The organism is Pseudomonas sp. EggHat1, assembly GCF_014892995.1.
GTDB lineage: Bacteria > Pseudomonadota > Gammaproteobacteria > Pseudomonadales > Pseudomonadaceae > Aquipseudomonas > Aquipseudomonas chaetocerotis.
Genome location: NZ_JACKQK010000007.1, coordinates 201,590 through 222,132 on the forward strand (window position 1 = coordinate 201,590; position 20,543 = coordinate 222,132).

18 protein-coding genes are annotated in these 20,543 nt (G+C 65.0%); 9 read left to right on the forward strand and 9 right to left on the reverse strand.

Annotated features, from left to right (window positions below):
* Positions 1-25 precede the first annotated feature (25 nt).
* Positions 26-1,981 carry a PhoX family protein gene (locus tag INS93_RS13535; RefSeq protein ID WP_192982765.1) on the forward strand — a complete coding sequence of 652 codons (1,956 nt, stop codon included), beginning with the start codon at positions 26-28 and terminating at the stop codon, positions 1,979-1,981.
* A gap of 88 nt (positions 1,982-2,069) precedes the next feature.
* Here INS93_RS13535 and INS93_RS13540 read toward each other — a convergent pair whose 3' ends face one another.
* From INS93_RS13540 to INS93_RS13555, 4 genes are all read right to left on the reverse strand, one after another.
* Positions 2,070-2,948 carry an alpha/beta fold hydrolase gene (locus INS93_RS13540; RefSeq protein ID WP_192982768.1) on the reverse strand — a complete coding sequence of 293 codons (879 nt, stop codon included), beginning with the start codon at positions 2,946-2,948 and terminating at the stop codon, positions 2,070-2,072.
* A complete protein-coding gene (locus INS93_RS13545; protein WP_192982771.1) occupies positions 2,945-3,526 on the reverse strand; it encodes a TetR/AcrR family transcriptional regulator in 582 nt (193 codons plus the stop codon). The genes INS93_RS13540 and INS93_RS13545 overlap by 4 nt, the downstream gene beginning before the upstream one ends.
* A 105-nt stretch (positions 3,527-3,631) precedes the next feature.
* Positions 3,632-4,186 carry an NADPH-dependent FMN reductase gene (locus INS93_RS13550; protein WP_192982773.1) on the reverse strand — a complete coding sequence of 185 codons (555 nt, stop codon included), beginning with the start codon at positions 4,184-4,186 and terminating at the stop codon, positions 3,632-3,634.
* Positions 4,187-4,241: 55 nt separating this feature from the next.
* The gene (locus INS93_RS13555) at positions 4,242-5,138 is read right to left on the reverse strand and encodes a LysR family transcriptional regulator (RefSeq protein ID WP_192982776.1); all 897 of its coding nucleotides are present in this window, start codon (positions 5,136-5,138) and stop codon (positions 4,242-4,244) included.
* Between the two features lie 283 nt (positions 5,139-5,421).
* On the opposite strand from INS93_RS13555, the gene INS93_RS13560 reads away from it, so the two are divergent.
* Together INS93_RS13560 and speB are read left to right on the forward strand one after the other, a co-directional pair.
* Positions 5,422-6,495 (forward strand): extracellular solute-binding protein, encoded by a 1,074-nt coding sequence (locus INS93_RS13560; protein WP_192982779.1) that lies wholly within the window; start codon positions 5,422-5,424, stop codon positions 6,493-6,495.
* A gap of 52 nt (positions 6,496-6,547) precedes the next feature.
* Positions 6,548-7,513, forward strand: a complete 966-nt coding sequence (gene speB, locus INS93_RS13565) for an agmatinase (protein ID WP_192982781.1) — start codon at positions 6,548-6,550, stop codon at positions 7,511-7,513.
* A gap of 222 nt (positions 7,514-7,735) precedes the next feature.
* Here the strand turns inward: speB and INS93_RS13570 are convergent, their stop codons facing one another.
* From INS93_RS13570 to INS93_RS13580, 3 genes are all read right to left on the reverse strand, one after another.
* Entirely contained in the window at positions 7,736-9,295 is a 1,560-nt protein-coding gene (locus INS93_RS13570) for an acyl CoA:acetate/3-ketoacid CoA transferase (RefSeq protein ID WP_192982784.1), read from the reverse strand.
* Between the two features lie 175 nt (positions 9,296-9,470).
* Entirely contained in the window at positions 9,471-10,856 is a 1,386-nt protein-coding gene (locus INS93_RS13575; protein ID WP_160019962.1) for a GntP family permease, read from the reverse strand.
* 557 nt (positions 10,857-11,413) lie between these two features.
* The gene (locus INS93_RS13580; protein ID WP_160019961.1) at positions 11,414-12,874 is read right to left on the reverse strand and encodes a sigma-54 interaction domain-containing protein; all 1,461 of its coding nucleotides are present in this window, start codon (positions 12,872-12,874) and stop codon (positions 11,414-11,416) included.
* A 299-nt stretch (positions 12,875-13,173) separates the two neighbouring features.
* Between INS93_RS13580 and INS93_RS13585 the strand changes: the two genes are divergently transcribed.
* From INS93_RS13585 to INS93_RS13600, 4 genes are all read left to right on the forward strand, one after another.
* Positions 13,174-14,175, forward strand: coding sequence for a DctP family TRAP transporter solute-binding subunit (locus tag INS93_RS13585; protein ID WP_192982787.1), 1,002 nt, complete (start codon positions 13,174-13,176; stop codon positions 14,173-14,175).
* 237 nt (positions 14,176-14,412) lie between these two features.
* Complete coding sequence (locus INS93_RS13590) at positions 14,413-14,889, forward strand: TRAP transporter small permease (RefSeq protein WP_192982790.1); 477 nt, start codon at positions 14,413-14,415, stop codon at positions 14,887-14,889.
* The gene (locus INS93_RS13595) at positions 14,879-16,174 is read left to right on the forward strand and encodes a TRAP transporter large permease (protein WP_192982793.1); all 1,296 of its coding nucleotides are present in this window, start codon (positions 14,879-14,881) and stop codon (positions 16,172-16,174) included. The genes INS93_RS13590 and INS93_RS13595 overlap by 11 nt, the downstream gene beginning before the upstream one ends.
* 83 nt (positions 16,175-16,257) lie before the next feature.
* Positions 16,258-17,358, forward strand: a complete 1,101-nt coding sequence (locus tag INS93_RS13600) for a GGDEF domain-containing protein (protein ID WP_192982796.1) — start codon at positions 16,258-16,260, stop codon at positions 17,356-17,358.
* A gap of 7 nt (positions 17,359-17,365) precedes the next feature.
* On the opposite strand, the gene INS93_RS13605 is transcribed toward INS93_RS13600, so the two are convergent.
* Positions 17,366-17,734 carry a hypothetical protein gene (locus tag INS93_RS13605; RefSeq protein WP_192982799.1) on the reverse strand — a complete coding sequence of 123 codons (369 nt, stop codon included), beginning with the start codon at positions 17,732-17,734 and terminating at the stop codon, positions 17,366-17,368.
* A gap of 196 nt (positions 17,735-17,930) precedes the next feature.
* Here INS93_RS13605 and INS93_RS13610 point away from each other — a divergent pair, with 196 nt between their 5' ends.
* Positions 17,931-19,562, forward strand: a complete 1,632-nt coding sequence (locus INS93_RS13610; RefSeq protein WP_192982802.1) for a hybrid sensor histidine kinase/response regulator — start codon at positions 17,931-17,933, stop codon at positions 19,560-19,562.
* Positions 19,563-19,565: 3 nt separating this feature from the next.
* Here INS93_RS13610 and INS93_RS13615 read toward each other — a convergent pair whose 3' ends face one another.
* Positions 19,566-20,201: a response regulator transcription factor gene (locus INS93_RS13615; RefSeq protein WP_192982805.1), complete on the reverse strand. Its 636-nt coding sequence runs from the start codon at positions 20,199-20,201 to the stop codon at positions 19,566-19,568.
* A gap of 159 nt (positions 20,202-20,360) precedes the next feature.
* Between INS93_RS13615 and INS93_RS13620 the strand changes: the two genes are divergently transcribed.
* Positions 20,361-20,519, forward strand: coding sequence for a YqaE/Pmp3 family membrane protein (locus tag INS93_RS13620; protein WP_003084988.1), 159 nt, complete (start codon positions 20,361-20,363; stop codon positions 20,517-20,519).
* The last annotated feature ends 24 nt before the right edge of the window (positions 20,520-20,543 follow it).

Below are 20,543 nucleotides of genomic sequence, written 5' to 3' on the forward strand. Positions count from 1 at the left end.
ACACCAGCCAGCATAGAGAAGCTCGATGAAGCACGATCCGCAGGACTTTCACCAACGCCTTGAAGCCCACGACGACCAGTCGATCAACCCCAGCGCCAATGCGCCGCTGGCCACGCTGATCGACCCCACCCGGCGCAACCTGCTCAAGGGCGGCCTCGGCCTGGCCGCCCTGGGCTTCTTCGGCGGCGGCCTGGCCGCCTGCGGCAAGGCGTCGGCCAGCCCGTTGCTGAACTTCACCAGCGTGCCGCTGCAGTTCGATGCACAGTTCGATCAGGTGCTGGTGCCGCCAGGCTACCGCGCTGTGCCGTTCTTCTCCTGGGGCGACGCGGTGGAGCCCGGCGCGCCGGACTGGCGCCCGGATGCCAGTGACGACTGGCATGCCCAGCTCAAGCAGGCCGGCGACAACCACGACGGCATGAACTTCTTCGCCTTCGAGGGCGAAGAGGATCGTGGCCTGCTGGTGATGAACCACGAATACGTCAATCCGCCGCTGCATCCGTCCGGGGTGATCGACCAGTCCAAGCCGCGCCCGCTGGACGAGGTGCGCAAGGAGCAGGCCGCTCATGGCGTCTCGGTGATCGACGTGAGGAAGGGCTCGGACGGCCAGTGGCACAGAGTGCTGGATTCGCCCTACAACCGGCGCATCAGCATGTTCACGCCGATGCGCCTGTCCGGGCCGCTGGCGGGGTTGGAGATGATGAAGACCGCCAGCGATCCCGAAGGCCTGACGGTGCTCGGTACGTTGAACAACTGCGCCACCGGTGTCACGCCCTGGGGCACATTCCTCACCTGCGAGGAAAACTGGCACAACTACTTCATCAACCGCGACAAGCAGGACTACCCGCGTCGGGTGTCGCACAAGCGTTACGGCCTGGCCAACGAGGGCACCAGCAAGAACTACGCGTGGGAAACCGCCGATCCGCGTTTCGACGCCACCCCCTATGACGACCAGCCCCACGGCGGCCACGTCAACGAACCGCACCGCTTCGGCTGGGTGGTCGAGATCGACCCCTTCGATCCGAGCGCGCAGCCGATCAAGCGCACCGCCTTCGGCCGCATCAGTCGCGAGTGCGCGGCACTGGCGCTTGGCGAAGATGGGCGTATGGCCTTTTACTCGGGCGATGACGCCCGCGGCGAGTACGTCTACAAGTTCGTCCCGGCCGGGCGTTTCGACGCCGCCAATCCTCGCGCCAACCGCGACCTGCTGGACGAGGGCACCCTGTACGTCGCACGGTTCGATGCCGATGGCAGCGGTCAGTGGCTGGCCCTGGTGCACGGGCAGAACGGCCTGAGCGCCGAGCACGGCTTCGCCAGCCAGGCTGAGGTGCTGCTCAACGCTCGTGCCGCCGCCGACCGTGCTGGCGCCACGCCGATGGATCGTCCCGAGTGGGCCACGGTGCACCCCGGCACCCGCGAAGTCTATGTCGCCTTGACCAACAACGATGGCCGTGGCGACAAGCAGCCTACCGACGCCGCCAACCCGCGTCCGCACAACCTGCACGGGCAGATCCTGCGCTTCAAAGAGCAGGGCGCCGACCCGACCGCCACCGCCTTCACCTGGGAGCTGTTTCTGCTGGCCGGAGAGGCCAAGGGCGCGCGGACTGCCGAGGGTGAGCCGGTACCGGCCAACCTCACCGGCACCGTCAATGGCGACATCTTCTCTTCACCGGACGGCCTGGCTTTCGATGCCGCCGGGCGTCTGTGGATCCAGACCGACTATGACGACGAGGAGGCGCCGATGCAGGGCATGGGTTGCAACATGATGCTCTGCGCCGACCCCGTTACCCGCGAGGTGCGTCGCTTCATGGTCGGCCCGCGCGGCTGCGAGATCACCGGCTTGGCCTGGAGCCCTGACGGCAAGGCGATGTGGGCCAACATCCAGCACCCGGGCATCAGCTACCCGGCCAGCGACGGACGTAGCCGTCCGCGCTCGACCACGGTGCTGGTGACCCGCATCGACGGCGGGGTGATCGGCAGCTGATTCCTGCGGCGCACCCTCTCCGTAGGGGCGCCGTGCGCACCGATGTCTCCGCCCACCATGGCTGGTGCGCACAGCGCACCCTGCGAGATCAGGCGGCCTGTCGCCCGGCGCTGATCTGCTCGAACCAGTCCAGCGTCTCGTCCCACAGACGCTGTGCGGCGGGACGGAAATAACCCATATGACCGATAGTGCCCAGGCCCTCGGCTTGCGAGTCGAGCGTGCGCGCCTGGTAAGGCGCATTCACATAGGCGGCCATGAAGGCATCGCGAGAGGCCGGTGGCGCCCACAGATCGTCCAGGCTGTTGAGCGCCACAATCGGTGTGCTCACCTGGGCGAAGCGCTCGGCCAGGCCCGGCATCTGCGGGTCGTCGAAGAAGTAGCGCGGGAAGCGGCACCAGCGCTTCCACTGACGGTACACGCCCAGCGGGAGGTCCTCGCCCATGCCCAGTTTGCTCCAGGCCAGATAACCTTTGTAGCGCGTCATCAGTGGGCCGATCACCCGCCACATGGCCAGTACGCGCACCTGCTCTGCCTTGGGCATCCAGCCGTGCCAGCCGGCGCCGGTGCCGAAAGTGTAGAAGCCGGCGACCTGATCATGATTGGGCAGCAGGCCAAAGGCGTGACCGCCGAACGAGTGGCCGATCATGAACAGCGGGCGCTCGGCGTGCCGGTGCTGATCCACCGCCGCGGCCAGGTCGAGATGGGCCCAGTCGAGATACTCCATCTCGAATCCACGCAGGCTATCTGGCTTGGATTGGCCGATGCCACGGTAGTCCAGGGTCATGGTGTTGAAACCACGGCTGGCGGCGTATTCGGCAAAACGGCGATAGAAACCTTGCGGCACCCCGGTGGCGCCGGCGATCAGCAACTGCGCCTGTGGTCGCTCGGCGTGATAGCGCGTGGCGGCCAACTGGTAGTCGTCGAGGGCGAGCAGGGGCAGTGTTTCGCTGCGAATGACTGTGTTCATGCTGGCGGGGACTCCATGCGGTGCTGGCGGGTCAGGTGGAGCAGGGTGGCAACGGCCTGTTTCAGCGGCTCGCTGCTGCCGGCGACACGTGCTTGCAGCAGACCGCCCTCGTAGAGCGCGACGAACAGGGCAGCGAGCCCCTCTGGCTGTGGGTAACCATGGCGCTGCAGTTGCTGCTGCAGTGCCTGGCGAATGGCGACGAAGGCATTGGCCAGGGCTGCACGAATTTCGTGATCTTGCGGACCACTTTCCAGGGCGACGGTGGCCAACGGACAGCCGCGTTCGAAGGCGCTGTCCTGCAACTGGCCAAGCGCGCTCTGCAGCCAGATAGTCAACGCATCGAGCGGATCGGACTGACGCTCGAAGAGCGTGGCGAACGCCTGCTCGGCGCGCTGGCCGATGCGTTCGATGGCGGCTACCGCCAGTTCGGTTTTGCCGTTCGGGAAGTGGTGATAAAGGCTGCCCTTGGGCGCACCGGCGGCAGCCAGCAGTTCGCTCAGGCCGACGCCATGCAGGCCTTTGCGCTGCAGGGCATCGATCATGGCGTCGATCAGTTTGTCGCGAGTGGTCTTGGTCATGGCCTGGATTATGTAGACCGGTCGGTCTAGTCGCCAGTGTCATTCAAGCCGCAGATGAGGGTATATCGGCACAGCAGAGCGCCGCCCAGTGGGCGGCGCCAGGCATCAGGCCTGCTTGGCCACCCAGACGGCATAGGCGTCTATGAACTTCTGCAGGAATGGCTTGATGCCGTCGCTGAGTACGCCGTTCTCGTCGAAGAAGTTGCCGGCGCCACCGAGGTAGGCTTCCGGCTGCTGCAGCACATGCACGTCGAGGAACACCAGGCACTGGCGCAGGTGATGGTTGGCACCAAAGCCACCAACGGCGCCCGGCGAGGCACTGAGCACGGCACCCGGTTTGCCGCTGAAGCCGCTCTGGCCATACGGGCGCGAGCCGACATCGATGGCGTTCTTCATCGGCGCCGGGATCGAGCGGTTGTACTCGGGGGTGATGAACAGCACCGCGTCGGCCGCCTTGAGTTTGCTGCGAAACGGCGCATAGGAGGCCGGAGCGGTATCGCCGTCGGCGTCTTCGTTGTACAGCGGCAAGTCGCCGATCTCGAGGATTTCCAGGTTCAGCGAGGCGGGCGCCAGTTCAGCCAGCGCCTGGGCCAGTTTGCGGTTGATGGAGGCTTTGCGCAGGCTACCGACCAGCACGGCGACGTTGTAGGTCTTGCTCATGTGTACTCCAGAGGGTGTGGTGAGGAAGGAACAACCACTATAGACCCCGGATGTTTCAGCAGGTGCTGAACGCGTTCAGCAGATCTTCGCTGAAGGCCTGCTGCGCTTCGCTGGGCGGATGGCCGCGGTGACTGGCCAGACGAAACTGCACGGTGAAATCCCAGATGCCGGGCAATGCGCGCAATTGGCCGCGATTCACCCAGGGCAGGGCAATGTGCTCGGGCAGGTAGCCCAGGTGAGCACCGGAGAGGATGAACGCCAGGCTGCCTTCGACCTGCTCGCAACGGGCGCTGCTGCTGCCGCCTTGCCAGGGCTCGTCGGCAGCGATGAAACGGTAGGGATGCAGCACCCGGTCGCAGTCCTGCAGGTCATCGGCGCTCGGCGTTGCCCGGTCGAACAGCGGATGCTGGCGCGCGCAGTACAGGCGCTGGCGCTCGTCGAACAGCGGCTGATAATTCAGCGCCGTCTGGCTGCCGGAAAAATAGCCGATGGCCAGTTGTAGCTGGTCCTGCAGCAGGCGTCGCTCCAGTTCGGCGGGCATGGCGCTGAGCAGTTCGATCTGCACCGCCTGGTTGCGTTGGCGAAAACGCCCGACGGCCTTGCCGATGCGCTCGATCACTTCGTTCGACAGCGCTTCGGACAGACCGATACGAAGCTCGCCGAGCAGCTTGTCGGCCATGCCCTGGGCTTCGCCCTTGAAGATCTCGATGGCGGCGAACAGCTTGCGCGTGGCGACCAGCACCTGCTCGCCCTTGGGCGTCAGGCGAAAGCCGGCCTTGCCGCGTTCGCACAGGCGAAAGCCCAGGCGCGTTTCCAGCTTGGCCATCTGCGTGCTGATGGTCGACTGGCCGATACCCAGTTCACCCTGCGCGGCGCTGAAACCGCCGCTCTCCACCACGGTGACGAACAGCCGCAGCAGTTGCAGGTCGAGGTCGCGCAATTGGCTGAGCATACGTGCCCCATACATTGATGAAGATCGATGTTGGAGTAGAACACTTCGTATTTATCCGAAGCAACGCCGGGCGCAGGATGCCGACATGCCTGGTTCTGTACGAAAAGTCGTCGAGCGAAGGTCAGGCGAGGCAAAAATGGGTGAGGAAGCGGAGTTTACGAGCTGTAAATGAGCATTCCGAACCCATTTTTAACGAAGCATCACCGAGCGCAGGCACTTTTCGTACAGAACCTAGCCTCCAGCAAAGAGGCACGGCCCACCGCATCTGCCCGAGGATAGAACCATGCGTCTTGCTGCAAGCCTGCTGCTCCTGGCCGTCGCCACGCCCCTGATGGCGGAGCCGAAACAGCTCAACCTTTACAACTGGGCCGACTACGTGGCGCCGCAGGCGCTCGCGCGCTTCCAGGCCGAAACCGGCATCCGGGTCAAATACGACACCTTCGACAGTACCGATGTGCTGGAGAGCAAGCTGATGACCGGCGGCAGCGGCTACGACCTGGTCTTTCCCGCTTCCAGCGGCCTGTCGCGCGCCATCCAGGCCAAGGCGTTGCAGCCGGTGGGGGCGTTGCAAAACGCCGGCAACCTCGACCCCGAACTGCTGGCCAAGCTGGCCAGCGTCGACCCCGGTAACCAGTACGGCGTGCCCTACACCTGGGGCACGGTGGGCCTGGCGATCAACAAACAGGCCGTGGAACGGCGCCTGCCCGGCGTGGCCCTGGACAGCCTCCACCTGCTGTTCAAGCCCGAGTACGCCAGCAAGCTGAAGGACTGTGGCATCTCCGTGCTCGACTCGCCGCAGGAGGTGATCGCCATCGCCCTCAACTACCTGGGCAAGCCGCCCTACAGTGCCAAGGGCGACGACCTGGAGGCAGCCAGCGCTTTGCTCGCGGCGCTGCAACCGAACCTGCGCTACATCGGCAATGCCCGGCAGATCGACGACCTGGCCAAGGGCGAGACCTGCCTGGCGCTGACCTACACCGGTGACGCCGGCATGGCCGCTGCACGCGCTGCCGAGGCCGGGCAACCGTTCGAGGTGCTCTACCGCATTCCGCGCGAAGGCACGTTGATCTGGTTCGACACCATGGCCATTCCCGCCGATGCGCCGCATCCGCAGAACGCTCGCGCTTTCATCGACTTCATGCTGCAGCCCGAAGCCATCGCCGAGCTGACCAATGAACTGTTCTTCGCCAACGCCAACCATGCCGCCACGCCCCTGCTGGACGAGGCGGTGAGCGGCGACCCGGACATCTACCCGCCCGAAGCCGTGCGCGCACGCCTATTCGCCGAGCAGGTACTGAGCCTGCGCGAGCAACGCCAGCGCACCCGACTATGGACCGCTTTTCGCAGCCAGTACTGAGTCTGTAGGAGCGAGCTTTGCTCGCGAACATCATCGAAACGAGTATTCGACCATGGACCAAGCCTTCGACAATGACCAGGCCATCACCCGCGCCAACCTCTACGGCACCGCCGCCGAACCCACCTACGCTGGCATCACCAGCTTCATGCGTCGGCGTTACAGTCGTGACCTCACCGGCGTGGACCTGGCCATCAGCGGCGTGCCGTTCGACACCGCCACCACCAACCGGCCCGGCAGCCGCTTCGGCCCGCGGGCGATCCGTGCCGCCTCGATCCAGTCGGCCTGGGCGCGGCATTTTCCCTGGGAGTTCGACCCCTTCGACCTGCTCGCCTGCGTCGACTATGGCGACTGCTATTTCGACCACGGCACGCCGCAGGACACTCCGGCGCTGATCGAGGCGCACGCCACGCGCATTCTCGAGGCCGGCAGCGCGCTGCTGACCCTGGGCGGCGACCACTTCATCAGCTATCCGCTGCTCAAGGCGCATGCCAGGAAGCACGGCACGCTGGCGCTGATCCACTTCGACGCGCACAGCGACACCTGGCCGGACGAGGAGGGCAAGCGTATCGACCACGGCACCATGTTCTATCACGCCGCGCGTGAAGGCCTGGTCAACCCGGCGCGCTCGGTGCAGGTCGGCTTGCGTACTACCAACGACGACGTGATGGGCTTCCAGGTGCTCGATGCCCGCGAGGTGCACCGCAGCACGCCGGAGCAGATCGCCGAGCGCATCCGCGCGCGGGTGGGCGAGCATCCGGTGTACCTGACCTTCGACATCGACTGCCTCGACCCGGCCTTCGCCCCCGGCACCGGCACACCGGTGTGCGGTGGACTTTCCAGCCATCAGGCGCTGGAGATCCTGCGCGGTCTGCGCGGTATCAACCTGGTCGGCATGGACGTGGTGGAAGTAGCGCCGCCCTACGACAACGCCGAAGTCACCGCACTGGCCGGCGCCACCCTGGCGATGGAGATGATCTGCCTGTATGCCGCGCGGCATAAGCGGGGTGAAAGGACCTAGGGTGGAAAGCGCTGTTCATTTCTACCTGCGGTATTCGCGTCGGTTACCCATGGTGGACCGGTGAAGCGTGGTCCACCCTACGCTCTAACCGGCGTAGCCCGGATGAAATCCGGGGTGCTATCTCGGGGCGTTCGCCTCGATTGCCCAGGGTGGATCGATGAGGCGTGAGCACCTTAAGCATTCCGGCAAAAAATCGGGCCTGTTAGGCCCGTAAGTTCACGCTCAAAGATTTTGTAGGCACTGCCCCAGGCCAATGGGCTCGGGCTTGAATAGCCGTGCATCCATCAGTTTCGGTTCACGCACGATGGGGGCGAAATCCATGCGTGCGAGGATGTCGCGCTGGATATCCACGCCCGGCGCCACTTCGATCAGTTCCAGCCCTTCAAGGCTCAGGCGCAGCACACAACGTTCGGTGACGTAGAGCACCGGTTGACCGCGCTCGGCGGCCAGGCGGCCGGCGAAGGTACGGTGTTCAACCTCGGCGACGAACTTGCGCAGCTCGCCGTCCTGGACGATACGCAACTGGCCATTTTCGATGCGGATGTCCTGTGTGCCAGCACTGAACGTACCGACGAACACGACCTGCTTGGCGTTCTGGCTGATGTTGATGAAACCGCCGGCACCGGCCAGGCGTGAGCCGAACTTGGACACGTTGAGGTTGCCCGCCGCGTCGGCCTGGGCCAGGCCGAGGAAGGCGATGTCCAGGCCGCCGCCATCGTAGAAATCGAACTGATAGGGCTGGTCGAGCAAGGCGCTGTGGTTGCTCGCTGCGCCGAAATCCAGGCCGGAGGCTGGTACGCCGCCGATCACGCCGGGCTCGGCGGTCAGGGTCAGGCGCTCGATCACACCTTCTTCGGCAGCCACTGCAGCGACACCCTCGGGCATGCCGATGCCGAGGTTGACCACCGCACCGCTTTTCAGCTCCAGCGCAGCGCGGCGGGCGATCAGCTTGCGCAAGTCCAGCGGCATCGGGGTCAGGCTGTCCACCGGTACGCGGGTCTCGGCGGCGAAGGCGGGGTTGTAGGCGGTAGCGAAGGTCTGCTGGTGATTGGCCGGCTCGGCCACTACCACACAGTCCACCAGGATGCCGGGAATCTTCACCTGCCGTGGGTTGAGCGAGCCGCGCTCGACCACCCGCTCGACCTGGGCGATCACCAGGCCACCGCTGTTGCGCGCAGCCATGGCGATGGCCAGGCTCTCGATGGTCAGCGCCTCGCGCTCGAAACTGAGGTTGCCGTCAGGGTCGGCACTGGTGGCGCGAACGATGCCGACGTTGATCGGGAAGGTTGGGTAGAACAGGTAGTCCTCGCCGTCGATGGGCATCAGCCGCACCAGATCGGCAGTGGTGCGCGCATTGAGCTTGCCGCCACCATGGCGCGGATCGACGTAGGTGCCCAGGCCAACGCGTGACAGCTGTCCCGGCTTGCCGGCGGCGATGTCGCGAAACAGTTGGGAAATCACCCCCTGCGGCAGGTTGTAGGCCTCGATGCGGTTGTCCACCGCCAGCTTCTGCAACCCCGGCACTAGGCCCCAGTGACCGCCGATCACCCGGCGCACCAGGCCTTCATGGGCCAGGTGGTTGAGGCCGCGACCCTTGCCGTCGCCTTGGCCAGCGGCATACACCAGGGTGAGGTCACGCGGCGCCTGTTCAGCCACGAAACGTTGCTCCAGGGCGATGGCGATCTGCTCGGCGAAGCCGATGCCAACGAAGCCGCCGGTGGCCAGGTTGGCGTTGTCCGGGATGCGCGCCACGGCTTCGGCGGCGGTCATGATCTTGCTCATGGTGGGGACTCGAAAGCGATTGAACGAAACTGAGTACAGGGCGCTTCAAAGCGTAGCGAGCGAAGGTCAGACAAGGCGCGCTCAGGCGAGGATGCGCAGTGTACTGAAGTACATGAGCAATCCGAGCCTGAGTGCAACGCCGTATGACCGAGCGCAGCAGCTTTGCAGTGTCCTGTCAGAAACTGCCGAACAGCGTGCCCAGCGTGATAACCACGGCCAGCGCCACCATCGGGAAGGCCACGGTGTTGACGAAGATGAATTTGTACGACTCGCGGTGGGTGAGCTTGCAGATCGCCAGCAGCGAGATCACCGCGCCGTTGTGCGGCAGGGTGTCCATGCAGCCCGAGGCCATGGCGGCGACGCGGTGCAGCAGCTCGGGGCTGATGCCGGCGGCGTTGGCCATTTCCAGGTACTGCGCGCCGAGGGTCTTCAGCGCGATGGACATACCGCCGGAGGCCGAACCGGTGATACCGGCGAGGATGTTCACCGCCACCGCTTCGGAGATCAGCGGGTTGCTGGAGACGCCCAGTACCAGGTCACGGATGATCACGAAGCCGGCCAACGATGCGATCACGGTGCCGTAACCCACCTCGGCGGCGGTGTTGAGGATCGGCAGCATGGAGCCGAAGGCGCCGTCGTTGACGCTCTTCTTCAGGTCCATCCAGCGCTTCCAGTGCATCGCGATCAGCAGCACGATGGCCGCGCTGAGGGCGACGATGATCGACCAGATACCGATCAGCGACTTGGCATCCTGCAGGCCGCCGTATTCCGGCTTTGCCAGGTAGCTGGTGTCGACGCTCGGCAGAATCTGCTTGGCCATCAGGAAGTTGAGGCCGATGACCACGAAGATCGGCAGCAGCGCCAGCCAGAAACCGGGAATGTCGCGGCGCTCTTCGACGACCGGGTCGTCGCGGTGCTCGCCGTAACCTTCGCCCGCCGCCATCAACTTGCGCGACTGCGCAGTGAGCCACCAGGTGCCGAGGCCGAACATGATCAGGCCAGCGATTACCCCCAGGCCCGGTGCAGCAAATGCGTCGGTGCCGAAGAAGGGGTTGGGAATGGCGTTCTGGATCGCCGGGGTGCCGGGCAGCGCGGTCATGGTGAAGGTGAACGAGCCGAGGGCGATGGCGCCGGGGATCAGGCGCTTGGGAATGCCCGCTTCGCGGAACAGCGCGGCGCCGATCGGGTACACGGCGAAAGCCACCACGAACAGCGAAACGCCGCCGTAGGTGAGGATGCCGCACGCCAGCACGATGGCCAGAATCGCCCGCTCGCTGCCGACCTTGGCGACGATGCCGTGGGCGATGGCGCGCGCTGATCCCGAGTCGTCCATCAACTTGCCGAACAAGGCGCCGAGCAAAAACAGCGGGAAGAACTGGATCACATAGCCGCCCATGGCCTTCATGAACACCTGGGTGTAGGTGGGCAGCAGCAGGGCGATATCGCCGGCGAACAGCAACGCCAGCAGGGCCAGCAGCGGGGCGAGGATCAGGACGTTGATGCCGCGATAAGCGAGGTACATCAACAATGCGAGGGAAATCAGAATACCGAGGGTACCCATGGGTGGTTCCTTTTGTTGTTGTTCTAGCGGCTCGAGGCCGTTTTATCGGAAGGCGCGGATGCGGCAGCGTGCCTTTGCCGGTTATAGAGCCAGAGTCGTGCCAGGCGGCGTTACGACTTTGGTCGATAGGGCGGGAAGCCGCTCCCGACGGGGTTTTCGGGCTGGTTTGGGTACGTACGTGAGGCTGGGGGTGGTGAATCGCTTGTCCATAAATATGGAATTTGTCCAGATTAATGGATTATTTGGTCGATAATTTGTCCAGATTTCTAGACGTCTGGGTGCGTGATTCGCGTCGTCCTGTAGGAGCGAGCTTGCTCGCGATCAGATCGGCAGGCGGACATTGAGGGATCGCCGGCAAGCCAGCTCCTACGCAAGCGATGGCGCGGGTAGCCCGGATGCAATCCGGGCTTTTGTGGGCGCCTGATCCCGGATTTCATCCGGGCTACGCAATTGCGGCCCGCCACGCTTTTTGTGGGAGGGGCTTTAGCCGCGATTGTTATGGGGAAGCGTTGCGGGTGGCGCATCGCCGGCAAGCCGGCTCCTACAGGGTGAGGCGCTCAGCCCCGCCGCCCCAGCCCGTGCTGTGCCAGCTTGGCGTAGAAACCGGCACGGGAAATCCCCAGGCGCTCGGCTGCCAATTGGCGATTGCCATCCGTTGCTGCCAAGGCCGCCAATAGCGCCTGGCGCTCGGCTTGCGCCAGTTGTTCGGCCAACGACTGCGCTGCACCAGTGATTACCGGCGCAACGGGCGTCGGTGCACTCGGCGTCACCGGGTCGACCAGCAAGCCACGCAAGGCTTCGCCATCCAGTCGCCCATCGACCGCCAGTTGCGCCCGCTCCAGCAGGTTGCGCAACTCACGCACGTTGCCGCGCCAGGGCTGCGCGCAGAGCAGGGCGAGGGCATCTTCCGTCAGTTCCATGGGCGCCAGGCCGGAGCGGTTGGCCAGGTCATCGAGCAGATGCTCGATCAGCGCGGGAATGTCGCTCGCGCGTTCGCGCAACGGCGGCACGCGCAGGGCCAGCACGTTGAGGCGATAGTAGAGGTCGTCGCGAAACTGCCCGGCGGCCACCTTGGCCTCCAGGTCGATATGGGTGGCGGCGATTACCCGCACGTTCAGCGGCTTGACCTGATTGGAGCCGAGCGGCTCCACCTCCTGTTCCTGCAACACGCGCAACAGCTTGGCCTGCAGCGGCAGCGGAAGATCGCCGATCTCGTCGAGAAACAGCGTGCCGCCGTTGGCCACTTCGAACTTGCCGATGCGTGCCTTGCGGTCGGCGCCGGTAAAGGCGCCGGGTGCCGTGCCGAACAGTTCGGCCTCGACCAGGGTTTCCGGAATCGCCGCGACGTTGACGGCGACGAATGGGCCGTTGGCGCGCGGCGACAGGTTATGGATGCCCTGCGCCAACAGCTCCTTGCCGGTACCGGTTTCGCCGCGGATCAGCACCGTCGCGTCCAGTTGCGCGGCGCGGCGTGCCTGGCGCTTTACCTCGCTGGCCGCGCTGCTGGCGCCGATGAAACCCGCGATGGTGTAGCGCGCCCGTCGTGCCTTGGCCAGCTCATGCTGGGTGGCGAGCAGTTGTGTCTGCAGGTTGGCGTACTTGGCCATCAGCGGCTTGAGATGACGGGCTCGGTCGAACAAGACGAAGCCGAGCGCGCCGACCAGGGTGCCGTCCTCGTCGCGCAGCGGAATGCGGGTAACCACGAAGTGCTCGCTGCCGAAGGCCATCAGGTCGAGCATGCTCGGCTGGCCGCTTTCCACCACTTCGCGCAGGCGGCTGGCCGGCAGCACTTCCTCGATCTCCTTGCCCAGCGCCGTGCGCGCATCGGCGATGCCGACCTTCTGCGCGTACTTGTCGTTGATCCAGACGATGCGTGCCTGGCGATTGACCGCGATGGTGCCTTCGCACTGCGCATCGAGGTGATCGAACAGCAGCGGCATGGCCACCGCGCGAAAGCGCTCGGGCGACACGCCGATGATCAGGCCGTGCTGGTCGAGGTCGTCGCGGGAAATGGCCATGGGCGAGTGTCCGGAAGTGAGATGCCGGTGATTATGGGCAGCGCCGATCAGGCCGGGCAACGTCAACAGTCATCGGACAATGGCATTCGCTGCGCGCTTCTGGAATAGTTGGGCGGCCGCGCGTAACCCGCCGGCACCTGCCGATCGCCCACAAGGCCTGCCCGGCAGCCGTGACACCTGCCGTGTCCCTTTCGCGTGCCGACCAGGCGCGCCAGGCGAGCCATCCGCCCGCCGCTGGATCCGCACCGCTTTGCCGGTGCCACAACGACAATGACCAAGATCCATACAAGGACGCCCCGATGAAACTCAAGCGACTCTTCTCCGCGCTCGCCGCCGGCGCTGCGCTGACGGCCCTGTGCGCCACCGCGCAGGCGCGTGAATACTCCGTTTCCACTGTACTTTCCGACGCCTTCCCCTGGGGACAGGCCGCGCAGAAGTGGGCCGATCTGGTCAACGAGCGCTCCGAGGGGCGCATCACCCTGCGCGTGTATCCCAATGCGCAGCTGGTTGCCGGTGACCAGACCAAGGAATTCTCCGCGATGCGCTCCGGCCTGATCGACATGGCTGTGGGCTCGACCATCAACTGGTCGCCGCAGGTGCCGGAACTCAACCTGTTCTCCCTGCCGTTTTTGATGAAGAACGATGCCGACCTCGACGCCATCACCCAGGGCGAAGCCGGCAAGCTGGCTTTCGCTGCCATCGAGCAACGCGGCATCGTGCCGCTGGCCTGGGGTGAGAACGGCTTTCGCCAGTTGTCCAACTCGTCCAAGCCGGTGCGCAGCCCGGCTGACATGGCTGGCCTGAAGATTCGCGTGGTCGGCTCGCCGCTGTTCCAGGACACCTTCACCGCCCTCGGCGCCAACCCCACGCAAATGAGCTGGGCCGACGCCAAGCCGGCACTGACCACCGGCGCGGTGGATGGCCAGGAAAACCCGCTGTCGGTATTCGACGTGGCGCGTGTCGACCAGGTGGGCCAGAAGTACCTGACCCTGTGGGACTACATGGCCGACCCGTTGGTGTTCGCCGTCAACCAGCGCGTGTGGAAATCCCTGCCCGAAGAAGATCGCGAGCTGCTCAGCCAGGCCGCCATCGACGCCGGTAAGTGGGAGATCGAACTGTCGCGCGGCGCCCAGGCGCAGCGCCTGGTCGACGTGCGTGAGCGCGGCGTGGAAGTGATCGAACTGAGCGACGCCGAGCGCGCGGCCTTCGTCGAAGCCACGTCCAGCGTGCATGAGAAATGGGCACCGCGTATCGGCGATGCGCTGATGGACGCCGCGCGCAAGGCCGTGGCCCAGCCCTGATTCGTTTTATCTGACCGGAAGCCCAAGGGCTTCGGAGCGTGATGCTGCAAGTCTGTCGCGCGACACCGATCCGCTCCCCTCTCCCATTTATGGGGCGACAGCGGGAACAGCGAAGCACTGCTTCGCCCGCTGTCGCGACCTGAGCTCTGCGAAGGGCTGGGGCACAGAGTGGGAGCTGGGGGAGAGGGCCAGCGGTACTTCTGTAGAACAACGCCAAGTCGGTCGTTCGAGGTTCTTATGAGCAAGCCAATCGACGCGCCGCTGGAGCGCGTGCTCGCCACCCTGGCCCTGGTGATCATCAGTCTGATCAGCCTGGCCAACGTCGTGGTGCGTTATTTCACCGATGCATCCTTTGCCTTCACCGAGGAAATCTCGGTGTTCCTGTTGGTCATCCTCACCTTCGCCGGCGCCTCGGTGGCCATGCGCAGCAACCGGCACATTCGTATCGGCCTGCTGGAGCGCATGTTCCCGCGTCTGCGCACGCCGCTGATCCTGTTGCAGTGGCTGGCCGGCGTGTTGGTGCTGGGGCTGGTGTGCTGGTTCGGTGGCCAGTTCGCCTGGGAGGAATTCCAGTGGGATTCCGAGTCGCCCGGCCTTGGCCTGCCCAACTGGTGGTACGTGATCTGGCTGCCGATCCTGGCGCTGCTGCTGTTTGTGCGCCTGACCCAGATGACCTTCGATCGCCTGCGCGGGAGGATCAGTGATGAGCCCTGATCTCTGGCTGATCCTCAGTTTCGCCGTGCTGCTGGCACTCGGTGTGCCGGTGGCCTTCGCCCTCGGCCTATCCGGCGCCATCGGTATCATCGCCGGCCTGTCGCCGGACATGCTCGCCACCCTCGGCACCAACACCTACAACGGCGTGGCCAAGTACCCGCTGATCGCCATTCCGCTGTTCATCCTCACCGGCCTGGTGTTCGAGAAAGCCGGTGTCGCGCTGCGCCTGGTGCGCTTCGCCCAGGCGGTGATCGGCCCGCGTCATGGCGGCCTGGCCATGGTCGCGGTGCTGGTGTGCTTGATCATGGGCGGCATGAGTGGCTCTGGCCCGGCCGATGCCGCCGCCGTGGCCATGGTGATGCTGCCGAGCATGACCAAGGCGGGGTATCCCAAACCCTTCTCGGCTACGCTGATCGCCGCCTCGGCCTCGACGGCGATTCTGATTCCGCCGTCGATCGCGCTGATCCTTTACTCCATCGTGGTGCCAGGCGTGGACCTGCGTGCGCTGTTCGCCGCCGGCCTGTTCCCCGGCATCCTGGCCGGCCTGGTGCTGTTGCTGCCAGCCTGGCTGCTGTCGCGCCGTTACGGCTGGGAGTCCCCGGAGCAGGGCGAGCGTCCGCCGCTGGGCGAGAGCTTCAAGCAGGCGCTGCCAGCGCTGTTCGCCCCGGTGCTGATTCTCGGCGGCCTGCGCAGCGGGCTGTTCACCCCCACTGAAGCTGCCGTGGTCGGCGTGACCTACGGTGTGCTGATCGGCCTGTTCGTCACCCGCGAACTGGACTGGCGCAGCCTCTGGCGCCTGTGTGGCGAAGCCGGGGTGATCTCCGGTGTGGTCATGCTGATCATCGCCCTGGCCGGCATCTTCGCCTGGGCCGGCACCATGCTCGGCACCTTCCGTCATCTGGCCGAATGGCTGATCTCGCTGTCGGATAACGGCTGGGTGCTGCTGGCGCTGGTGATGCTTGCCGTGCTGCTGGCCGGCATGCTGCTCGATGCCATCTCCATCTACCTGATCCTGATGCCGATCCTGATTCCGGTGATGCAGCACTTCGGCTGGAACCCGGTGTGGTTCGGCATCCTGCTGGCGATGAACATCGCCATCGGCCAGTTCACCCCACCGGTGGCGATCAACCTGATGGTCACGGCGGAGGTCGCCAAGATACGCCTGGAACAGACCGTCGGCTGGGCCGCGCTATTCGTCGTGGTGATGTCCAGCGCCCTGCTGCTGGTGGCGATCTTCCCGGAAATCGCCCTGTGGCTGCCGCGCGTGCTGGGTTATGCGGTGTAAAACAGGCCAGGCCGTCTATAGTTGCCTGATGGTGCGCAGCGGGGGGCTGCGCACCGCTGAGGGCGGCAGCGCTGGGCACCAAGATGAGTGACGGCAACTATAACGATCACAGGGATGTAGGCGCAGGGCACTGCGAAGGGCTGCGCGAGTCGGGCAAGCGCAAGCTGATGCGCACCATCCTGCTCGCCACCGGCCTGACCCTGGGCGGCTTTGCCGTGCTGCAGGCCCTGGCCGGCAACTACCCCTTCGCCATCGTCGAAGTGCTGTGCACTGCGCTGTTGCTGTTCGGCGCCTGGCGCATCGAGCGTGCCCGTCATCTGTACCTGTGGATCTACCTGTACCTGATCCCGACCTTCTGTTTCATCCTCTACATCATCGTCATGCCGGACGCCTCAGCGGCGGCGTTCGTCTGGCTGTACATGATCCCGCTGCTGGCCTACCTGCTGCTGGGCAAGCAGCGCGCTTTCCTGCTCACCGCCCCCTTCATGTTCGCCGGGCTTTTGCTGTACTTCGCCGACAACCACCTGACCCTGGATACACACGGCCTGATCGATCTGGGCAACGCCGCCTTGTGCGGCGTGCTGATCCTGGTGTTCGTGCACATCTACGATGGCTTGCGCATGCAGGCTTACGAGGAGTTGCAGCGCCTGGCGCAGACCGATTCACTGACCGGCGTGGCCAGCCGTGGCAGCTTCCAGCACGCCCTGCAACGCAGCATTCAGGAGGCCGAACGCAGCAACGGCCATCTGGTACTGGTGCTGCTCGACGTCGATCACTTCAAGCAGGTCAACGATCAGTGGGGGCACGAGGCGGGCGATATGGCGCTGCAGCACATCTGCCAGATCCTCCAGCAGCGCCTGCGCGTGACCGACTTTCTCGGTCGCCTGGGCGGGGAGGAGTTCGGCCTGCTGCTACGTCATACCGACAGCACTGGCGCCGACCCGCTGGTGGACAAACTACGCAAGCAGATCGCCGAACAGCCGCTTGAGTACGACGGTGAGCAGATCGCGCTGTCCGCCACCTTCGGCCTGGCCACCTGGCCCGTGGACGGCCGCAGCGCCGCCGAGCTCTACCGTGCCGCTGATCGTCGCCTGTACAGCGGCAAGCAGCGCGGACGCAACCAGCTGGTCAGCGCCGACATACCGACCGAGCTGCTATTGGACAAATTCGACGTGCGACTTTGAGTGCCGGCTAGCGTGCTGCGCTGTTAGATGCAGCGGGCACGCAGGGCTGCTGGCCTATGCCCGCGAGGTTCTCCACGTCATTCAGCACGTTATGGCCCTGGTTGACCTTCTGCGCGTTCTCCGCAACTTCCATGCGCTTTGCATAGGTCGCCGAGTTGCCATTGAAGCTCTGCTGAGTCTCCAGCACGGTGTTGGCCATCTCCAGCAGGCTGCGCCCGGTAGCGATCAGGTTGCTGGTCGCGCTCGGCGCGCATGGATCGTTGGCCAACTGGGTGTTCTGCAGCCCCTGGGTTTGCGTGTTCTGCGCCAGGCAGCCGCTCAGCGAAGCCAGCACGGCGACGCTCATCAGGACACCCAGGGTTCCTTTGGTGTTCATCAGACATTCCCTTCTATGACCGGGCCCCGACCCTGTGCCGAGGCGTTGCCCGGATTCTAGGAACGGGTGGGGACGCGCGAAATAGTACGGGTGTACTAGTGTCGTTGTGCCTACCAGGCAGCTCCTTGCGCTGGCTGCAGGCTCCGGCCTAAGGTGCCGATACGACCACATGCGCTGTCATCAGCAGGGAAATGTCATGTACCGGAACGCCTCCACCGTTTACGACACCGAACGCGCCCAGGCCGGGGTGCGGATGATCTTCATGTCGGTCGCCGCCTGCTACATCGTGATCCTCTACCATCTCGCGCTGATCGATCCGGCGCTGGTATGGAAGGTCTTTCTTCTGGAGGGTGTCTTCAGCGTCGCCGCCACACTGATCTGGTTCGATATCCGACGTCGTCCGGGCAGCTATCGCGGGCGCCGTCTGATCACCATGCTCACCGACTATGCCGGCATCACGGTGGTCCTGGCATGCGGCGGCGCGGCCATGCTGCCGGTCTACGCGATCCTGATCTGGGTCACCATCGGTTATGGCTTGCGCTACGGTTCCGGCTACCTGCTGCTGGCCACCCTGCTGGCGCTGCTGTCGCTGAGTATGGCCGCCAGCCTGTCGGCGTACTGGCAATCGCAGCCCTACCTGATCGTCACGCTGCTGCTCACCACCTTGATGGCGCCGGCCTACATGCACGTGCTGCTCAAGCGCTCGCGCCAGGCGGCCGAGGCCGAGCAGGCTGCCAATCGGGCCAAGTCGCAGTTTCTCGCCCAGGCCAGCCACGACTTGAGACAACCCATTCATTCCATCAGCCTGTTCACCGCCTGCCTGCGCGACAGCAGCCTGGGCACCGAGCAGCGGCACCTGGTGGAGAACATCGACAAATCTCTGCACAGCGTTGCACGTCTGTTTCGCACGATTCTCGATATGTACTCGCTCGACAGCGGCAAGGTGGTGCCGCAACTGGAGTCGCTGGAGCTGCGTGGCCTGCTGCAGCAACTCATCCAGCAGAATGCCGAGGCGGCGCGCTGGGCCGGAGTCGAGATGCGCCTGCGCTGCCCGTCGCTGCATGTGCGCGCCGACCCGGTGTTGCTCACCACCATGCTGCAGAACCTGCTGTCCAATGCCCTGAAATATGCGCCAGGAAAACCAGTGCTGATCGCCTGTCGTCGCCGGGGGGCAGGCGTTGCCATCGAGGTCTACGACAAAGGGCGCGGCATCGCCGCCGGCCATCTCGACAACATCTTCGAGGAGTTCTACCGCGTGCGTCAGGAGCGAGACAGCGATGTCGAGGGAATGGGCCTCGGCCTGGCCATCGTCAGGCGTCTGGGAGCGTTGATGGACATGCGCGTGAGCATTCGCTCCGTGGAGGCACGCGGCACGCGGGCGGTGATCGACGGCCTGCAGCGCGTCGAGGCGCCGCGCGCGATGTCCTCAGCCAACGGTAGCAGCCTGCAGGCGCCGCGCATGCTCGATGGCTTGCGCGTGTGCCTGATCGAGGATGACCAGAACGTGCTTATGGCCACCGCCACCTTGCTGCAGAAATGGGGCTGCGAAGTCGCCACCTTCAGCACGCTGCCCGATGCCTCTGCGCATTTCGATCTGGTGGTGACGGACTTCGACCTCGGCACCGAAGCGTCGGGGGCCGACTGCATCCAGCACGTGCGGCGCAGCAGTGGGCGCAAGGTGCCGGCGATCATCATGACCGGGCACGACGTGCGTCGTGTGCAGGAGCAGGTGGGCGACAGCGATATTCCAATCCTGTCGAAACCGGTGCAGCCCGCCGAGCTGCGTTCGCTGTTGGTGGCGTTGAAACTCCAGCTCAAGGCTGCGTGATGCTCACACCAGCCCGGCCTTGGCTCCCTTGGCGGCGGCTGCGGCGCGGGTGCTGACGTCCAGCGTGCGCAGCAGCGAGGAAACATGGATGCGTACGGTGAAGGGCGAGATCGCCAGCTCGCGGGCGATTTCCTTGTTCGACAGGCCGCGCACCACCAGCCGCAAGACCTCCTGCTGACGTGGCGTCAGTTGCTCCAGCAGATGGCGGTCCTCGGCGAAGGCCGGCACGCCGGATGGGCCCAGGGTCAGGACGAACTCCCCGGCGCGCACGGCCAGCAAGGCAGCGGCGATCTCATCCGGCGGCGTCGCCTTGCCGATGAAACCGTCCGCGCCTGCCGCCATCACTTCATCGATCAACTCGCGGTTGTCGACCATCGACACGATCACGATCGAGCTGCGCGCAAACGTCTGGCGCAGCGCGCTGATGGCCTGCGGCGACTGGCCGGGGAACAGCAGGTCGAGCATGAACAGGCTCGGTGCCGTGCCAGCGTGCCCCAGGCTCAGCACCTCATCCATGTCTCCGGCTTCGAGAATGCATGCCTGGGGGAAGACGCGCTGGGCGATACGACACAGGCCATCGCGGAAAACCGGATGATCGTCGGCGACGATGATGCGTTCGTGTGGTGACTGTTCAGACATGCTGGGCGCCTTCATATTGGCGCCAGACTAGAGTCATATCCCTGGCGGCGCCAGTGGCAGGTTCTCAGTATTACCGCTGGCTTGGTCGCCCCTAGTGAACTGCAAGGCGTCAGCCGCAGTCTGTTCAGGTACCCCTTATGGAATGTAAAGGAGTACCGCATGGACCTTATCCGTATCCTCATCGCCATCCTGCTGCCGCCGCTGGGCGTGTTTCTCCAGGTCGGTTTCGGCGGCGCGTTCTGGCTGAACATCCTGCTCACCCTGCTCGGCTACATCCCCGGCATCGTGCACGCGGTGTACATCATCGCCAAACGCTGAGGCCCTATTGGCTGATGTGTTTGG

What these genes read in the sequence shown, in the direction of transcription:
- INS93_RS13540 (WP_192982768.1), bottom strand. Translation starts at nt 2,948, where the DNA reads ATGAACACAGTCATTCGCAGCGAAACACTGCCCCTGCTCGCCCTCGAC.
- INS93_RS13580 (WP_160019961.1), bottom strand. Translation starts at nt 12,874, where the DNA reads ATGGCCATTTCCCGCGACGACCTCGACCAGCACGGCCTGATCATCGGC.
- INS93_RS13585 (WP_192982787.1), top strand. Translation starts at nt 13,174, where the DNA reads ATGAAACTCAAGCGACTCTTCTCCGCGCTCGCCGCCGGCGCTGCGCTG.
- INS93_RS13545 (WP_192982771.1), bottom strand. Translation starts at nt 3,526, where the DNA reads ATGACCAAGACCACTCGCGACAAACTGATCGACGCCATGATCGATGCC.
- INS93_RS13620 (WP_003084988.1), top strand. Translation starts at nt 20,361, where the DNA reads ATGGACCTTATCCGTATCCTCATCGCCATCCTGCTGCCGCCGCTGGGC.
- INS93_RS13605 (WP_192982799.1), bottom strand. Translation starts at nt 17,734, where the DNA reads ATGAACACCAAAGGAACCCTGGGTGTCCTGATGAGCGTCGCCGTGCTG.
- INS93_RS13610 (WP_192982802.1), top strand. Translation starts at nt 17,931, where the DNA reads ATGTACCGGAACGCCTCCACCGTTTACGACACCGAACGCGCCCAGGCC.
- speB (WP_192982781.1), top strand. Translation starts at nt 6,548, where the DNA reads ATGGACCAAGCCTTCGACAATGACCAGGCCATCACCCGCGCCAACCTC.
- INS93_RS13590 (WP_192982790.1), top strand. Translation starts at nt 14,413, where the DNA reads ATGAGCAAGCCAATCGACGCGCCGCTGGAGCGCGTGCTCGCCACCCTG.
- INS93_RS13560 (WP_192982779.1), top strand. Translation starts at nt 5,422, where the DNA reads ATGCGTCTTGCTGCAAGCCTGCTGCTCCTGGCCGTCGCCACGCCCCTG.
- INS93_RS13595 (WP_192982793.1), top strand. Translation starts at nt 14,879, where the DNA reads ATGAGCCCTGATCTCTGGCTGATCCTCAGTTTCGCCGTGCTGCTGGCA.
- INS93_RS13600 (WP_192982796.1), top strand. Translation starts at nt 16,258, where the DNA reads ATGAGTGACGGCAACTATAACGATCACAGGGATGTAGGCGCAGGGCAC.
- INS93_RS13535 (WP_192982765.1), top strand. Translation starts at nt 26, where the DNA reads ATGAAGCACGATCCGCAGGACTTTCACCAACGCCTTGAAGCCCACGAC.
- INS93_RS13550 (WP_192982773.1), bottom strand. Translation starts at nt 4,186, where the DNA reads ATGAGCAAGACCTACAACGTCGCCGTGCTGGTCGGTAGCCTGCGCAAA.
- INS93_RS13575 (WP_160019962.1), bottom strand. Translation starts at nt 10,856, where the DNA reads ATGGGTACCCTCGGTATTCTGATTTCCCTCGCATTGTTGATGTACCTC.
- INS93_RS13570 (WP_192982784.1), bottom strand. Translation starts at nt 9,295, where the DNA reads ATGAGCAAGATCATGACCGCCGCCGAAGCCGTGGCGCGCATCCCGGAC.
- INS93_RS13555 (WP_192982776.1), bottom strand. Translation starts at nt 5,138, where the DNA reads ATGCTCAGCCAATTGCGCGACCTCGACCTGCAACTGCTGCGGCTGTTC.
- INS93_RS13615 (WP_192982805.1), bottom strand. Translation starts at nt 20,201, where the DNA reads ATGTCTGAACAGTCACCACACGAACGCATCATCGTCGCCGACGATCAT.